We start from the raw sequence: 4,299 nt of genomic DNA on the forward strand, positions 1-4,299 counted from the left end.
GGTCGGCGGCGTCCTCGATGCGGTCCGCGACGTCCTCGAGGTCGGCCTCCGGCTCCTCCTCGGGCGTCGGGTCGGGCTTTGGCGTCCGGGGCTTGCGCGGCGCCGTCAGGTCGATGACCGACGGGAGCACGCGGCGCTCTTCCTCTTCCTCTTCCTCCTCGCGTCCGCCGCGCCCCCGGCCGCGACCACGTCCCCGGCTCCGTCCACGACCGCGAGAGCGGCGACCGCGCGTGCGGCGGCTCTGCGACTCCTCGGGCTGCGACTCGACCTCGAGGGCGTCCTCGACGTCGGGCTCGTCTTCGTCGTCGGCGACGCGCTTGGCGGGTGCGAGCGACAGGACAGGCGCGTCCAAGCCGGGCACGTCCTCGCCGGCCATGGCGAGCAGCTGCGGCAGGTTGTCCGTCAGGTCCGAGAAGTGCAGGAAGCAGTCCTGCTTCTGCCCGACGTCGACGAACGCGGCCCGGATGGCCGGCATGACTTTCTGGACACGCCCGAGGTAGACGTTCCCGATCGTTCGGACGTTATCGGGGTTCTCGACGTAGAGCTCGACGAGTTCTCCGTCCTCGACGATGGCGATCCGCGAGCGGTCCTTGCTCGCGTTGATGACAATCTGCTTCTTCAAAAGGATGAGGGGTGGAGCGCGAGGCGGGCCGGTCCCCCAACGGGACGGGCAGCACAGGGCGACTCCGGGCCAGCGTCCGACGATGGTCGGGGGCCTCGGGGCGCGGTCGCGCGGTGGGGTCCGTCAGGCGCGCGGCGCGCGCGAGCCTCGAGGTCAGCCCTACGGCGACCTGGACGAGGAGACGGACGAAAGAGACGACGTGGGGCATAAGGGTCCCGACACAGCGCGTCGGGCCGGCGACCGTCCCAGGGCCGCCAGAGCGCGGAGCGCTCGCAAATCGTTGTGGGACGGACGGGCCACCCGTGTAGTGGCGGCAGCGTCCGGGTCCCAAGGTACGGACGGGACACGCACCCTCATAGATCGTGCCTGCCACCGGAACGACCTCGAGGACGGCAAAAACGCCTGTCCGGCCTCGAGGCTAGCGGAAGCGCTTGCGAGCGGCCGGCATCTCCACCCCGAATCCTCGGAAAACAGTGGCTTCCCGGCGCTTTCGTGGGCCAGGTCGCGAACCCGAGCGGCCGTTTCGGGTACGCCATCGACCGTCCGTTTCAGCGTCGGCGATTGTCGCCGCGCGTGCTTGCCCCCCTTCCCCACTGATGTCCCAGACTGCCCCCGCCCCCAAGAAAACCCGCGGCCTCGAAGGCGTGACCGCGCTCGACACCGAACTCTCGTTCATCGACGGCCAGAAGGGCGAGCTCCTCTACCGCGGTTACGACATCCGCGACCTCGCGAAGAACGCCTCGTTCGAGGAGACGGCCTACCTGCTGTGGAAGGGCGACATGCCGAACCAGGCGCAGCTCGACGAGGTCACCGCCGATCTCCAGGCCGCCCGCCCGGTCCACAGCGACCTGCTGGACCACCTGCGGCACCATACGCCGAAGGACGCCAACCCGATGGCCGCCATGCGGACGGCGTTGTCGATGCTCGCCGCCTACGACGACGAGGCCGACGTCATGGATGCCGACGCGAACTACCGCAAGGCGGTCCGCATCACCGCCAAGCTCCCGACCTTGCTCGCCGCGTTCGACCGGATCCGCAAGGGCGAGGAGCCGCTCGCACCCAAGCAGACCGGCTCGACCGCGTTCGACTTCCTCTACATGCTGACGGGCGAGGAGCCCGGCCCAGCCGCCGAGGAGATCATGGACGCCGCGCTCGTGCTCCATGCCGAGCACGGCCTGAACGCTAGCACGTTCGCCTGCCGCGTCATCGGCGCGACGCTGAGCGACATGTACTCGGCCGTCGTCGGTGCAATGGGCGCGCTCAAGGGGCCGCTCCACGGCGGCGCCAACATCGAGGTCATGAAGACGCTTATCGCTCTCGACAAGTCGGGCGAGACGGCCCAGGAGTTCGTCGACCGCAAGCTCGAGAAGAAGGAGAAGATCATGGGCATCGGGCACCGCGTCTACAAGACGTTGGATCCGCGCGCGGTCATCCTGCGCGGCATGCTCCAGGGTCTGAGCGAGGAGAAGGGCGAGATGAAGTGGCTCGAGATGAGCGACACCATCCGCCAAACCGTCAAGGACACCAAGGGCCTGGACGCGAACGTCGACTTCTACTCCGCGAGCGTCTACTACCTCCTCGGCATCGAGACCGACTTGTACACGCCGATCTTCGCGATCTCGCGCATGACCGGCTGGACAGCCCACCTGCTCGAGCAGTGGGAGGACAACCGCTTGATCCGCCCGCGCGCCGAGTACGTCGGGCCGCGTGACAAGACGGTCGCGGCCGTCGCCGACCGCGGCTAGCCCGCTGTACCGACCCAGCGCAAGGGCGGAGCGTCTTCGGAGGCTCCGCCCTCTTTTTTGCTCGTCCTCGAGGACGGGCGCCAGCTCCTCAGGATTGGCCTGAGCACCCGACCGCCCTCGAGGACGGTCCGAGACGTCCAGGGCCGCGACGTCCGACCCAGCAGGGTCCTCGAGGCCGACGCGCGCGTTCCAGGAGCGCTTCCGCCCGTCTCGCGAAGACCGCTTGCGTGCTCGACGAAGGTCCGACGGAGCCTATTGGATCGCGTACTTTGAAGGGCCGCCGCCCGTAACTTTCACTCCCGAGTGAAACTCAGATCGAGGCCGGCGGTTGCCGCTCCTCCTCCCCCGTTCGTCATGGCCGTCGTTGCTGACCCCACACGCCCCGCCGTCGAGGCCCGCCCCATCCAGCCGTACAAGATGCGGGTGGGCATGTTCGCCTGGATCCTCCACCGCCTGACCGGGCTCGCGCTCGTGGGCTACCTGGTGGTCCACGTCTGGGGCTTGAAGGCGATCACGAACCCGGACGCGTACAACGCGCTCATCACGAGCTACCACGCGCCCATCTTCAAGGTCGGCGAGTTCCTGCTCCTGGGCGCCGTCGTGTACCACTCGCTCAACGGCTTGCGCATCGTGCTCATCGACTTCATGGGGTGGAGCCCGAACCAGAAGAAGCTGTTCTGGACGCTGGGCGCCGTCGCCGCCGTCCTGTTCGCGGTCGGCGGCTACCCGTCCATCGCCGCCCTCGTCGACCACTTCAACGGCTAGTCTCGTCCTCGAGGCCGCGTCCTCGAGGTCGGCACCCCCGACACTATGGCTACCAAGTACGGCCGCACCGCCCGCTCCAGCGCCTTCCAGTGGTTCGTCCACCGGATCACCGGCACGTTCCTCGTTTTCCTGCTGATCACCCACTTCTGGGTCCAGCACTACGACCGGACGACGGCCTCGATCTCGCACTCGGTCGTGACGGCCGAGGAGGCGGAGGCGGGCATCTTGCCTCGCTACTCGGAGGAGGCCGAGGCCGCTGTCCAGGCCTTCGAGGCACGCGCCGGCGTCCCCGCAACGGAGTCCCCGCGCGTCGTTCCCGCCCAGGACTCCCGCTTCGGCGAGATCGAGGGCGACGCCCCGGGACCAACGCATCCGCCGGGCGAGACGGCCGGACCGACACCGTATGAGATCCTGATGCTGCGGCTCGCGGATCCGGTCTACGCCGTCTTGTGGAAGGGCTTCAACCTGCTCTTCCTCGCCTTCGCGTTGCACCACGGGTTCTACGGGCTCAACAACGTGCTCACGGACTACATCCGGAACGACGTCGTCCGGGTCGGGGCGACGGTCCTGTCGTGGACACTCGCGATCGTCCTGTTCGTGATCGGCTCGTACTCCGTTATCGTCGCCGGCCTCGGTTACACCGCGTAGCGTCCTCGAGGTCGCGCGCCACACTCTCCCCACATCCATGGTCTACGAACACGACATCGTCATCGTCGGAGCCGGCGGCGCCGGACTCATGGCGGCGCTCTACGCGTCCGAGGGCGGGGCCGACGTGGCCGTCGTCTCGAAGCTCCACCCGTTGCGCTCCCACACCGGCGCGGCCCAGGGCGGCATCGGCGCGGCCCTCGGCAACGAGGAGGAGGACCACTGGCTGTGGCACGCGTTTGACACGACCAAGGGCTCGGACTACCTGGGCGACCAGGACGCCATCGAGCAGATGTGCCAGGACGCGCCGCGCACCATCATCGAGCTCGAGCACTATGGCGTGCCGTTCTCCCGGACGCGCGAGGGCAAGATTGCCCAGCGCCGCTTTGGAGGCCACACGCGCAACTTCGGCGAGGCCCCCGTCCGCCGCGCGTGCTACGCCGCCGACCGCACGGGCCACATGATCCTGCACACGCTTTACGAGCAGTGCGTCAAAAACAAGGTCGCGTTCTACGACGAGTA

General features: G+C 68.3%; 5 protein-coding genes. 4 read left to right on the forward strand and 1 reads right to left on the reverse strand.

Annotation, left to right across the window (positions count from 1 at the left end):
• Positions 1-622: S1 RNA-binding domain-containing protein (locus tag WBA11_RS08785; protein WP_424520323.1), on the reverse strand; the 622-nt coding region annotated here is incomplete at its 3' end.
• A gap of 596 nt (positions 623-1,218) precedes the next feature.
• On the opposite strand from WBA11_RS08785, the gene WBA11_RS08790 reads away from it, so the two are divergent.
• The 4 genes from WBA11_RS08790 to WBA11_RS08805 form a co-directional block, all read left to right on the forward strand.
• Entirely contained in the window at positions 1,219-2,367 is a 1,149-nt protein-coding gene (locus WBA11_RS08790) for a citrate/2-methylcitrate synthase (protein WP_424520324.1), read from the forward strand.
• A gap of 354 nt (positions 2,368-2,721) precedes the next feature.
• Entirely contained in the window at positions 2,722-3,132 is a 411-nt protein-coding gene (gene sdhC / locus WBA11_RS08795; RefSeq protein ID WP_424520325.1) for a succinate dehydrogenase, cytochrome b556 subunit, read from the forward strand.
• A gap of 45 nt (positions 3,133-3,177) precedes the next feature.
• Positions 3,178-3,780: a succinate dehydrogenase gene (locus WBA11_RS08800; RefSeq protein ID WP_424520326.1), complete on the forward strand. Its 603-nt coding sequence runs from the start codon at positions 3,178-3,180 to the stop codon at positions 3,778-3,780.
• 37 nt (positions 3,781-3,817) lie between these two features.
• Positions 3,818-4,299, forward strand: a 482-nt coding sequence (locus WBA11_RS08805; RefSeq protein WP_424520327.1) for an FAD-dependent oxidoreductase, incomplete at its 3' end; no start/stop codon positions are given.

This window comes from Rubrivirga sp. (assembly GCF_049648075.1).
In the GTDB taxonomy this organism is placed as follows: Bacteria; Bacteroidota; Rhodothermia; order Rhodothermales; family Rubricoccaceae; genus Rubrivirga.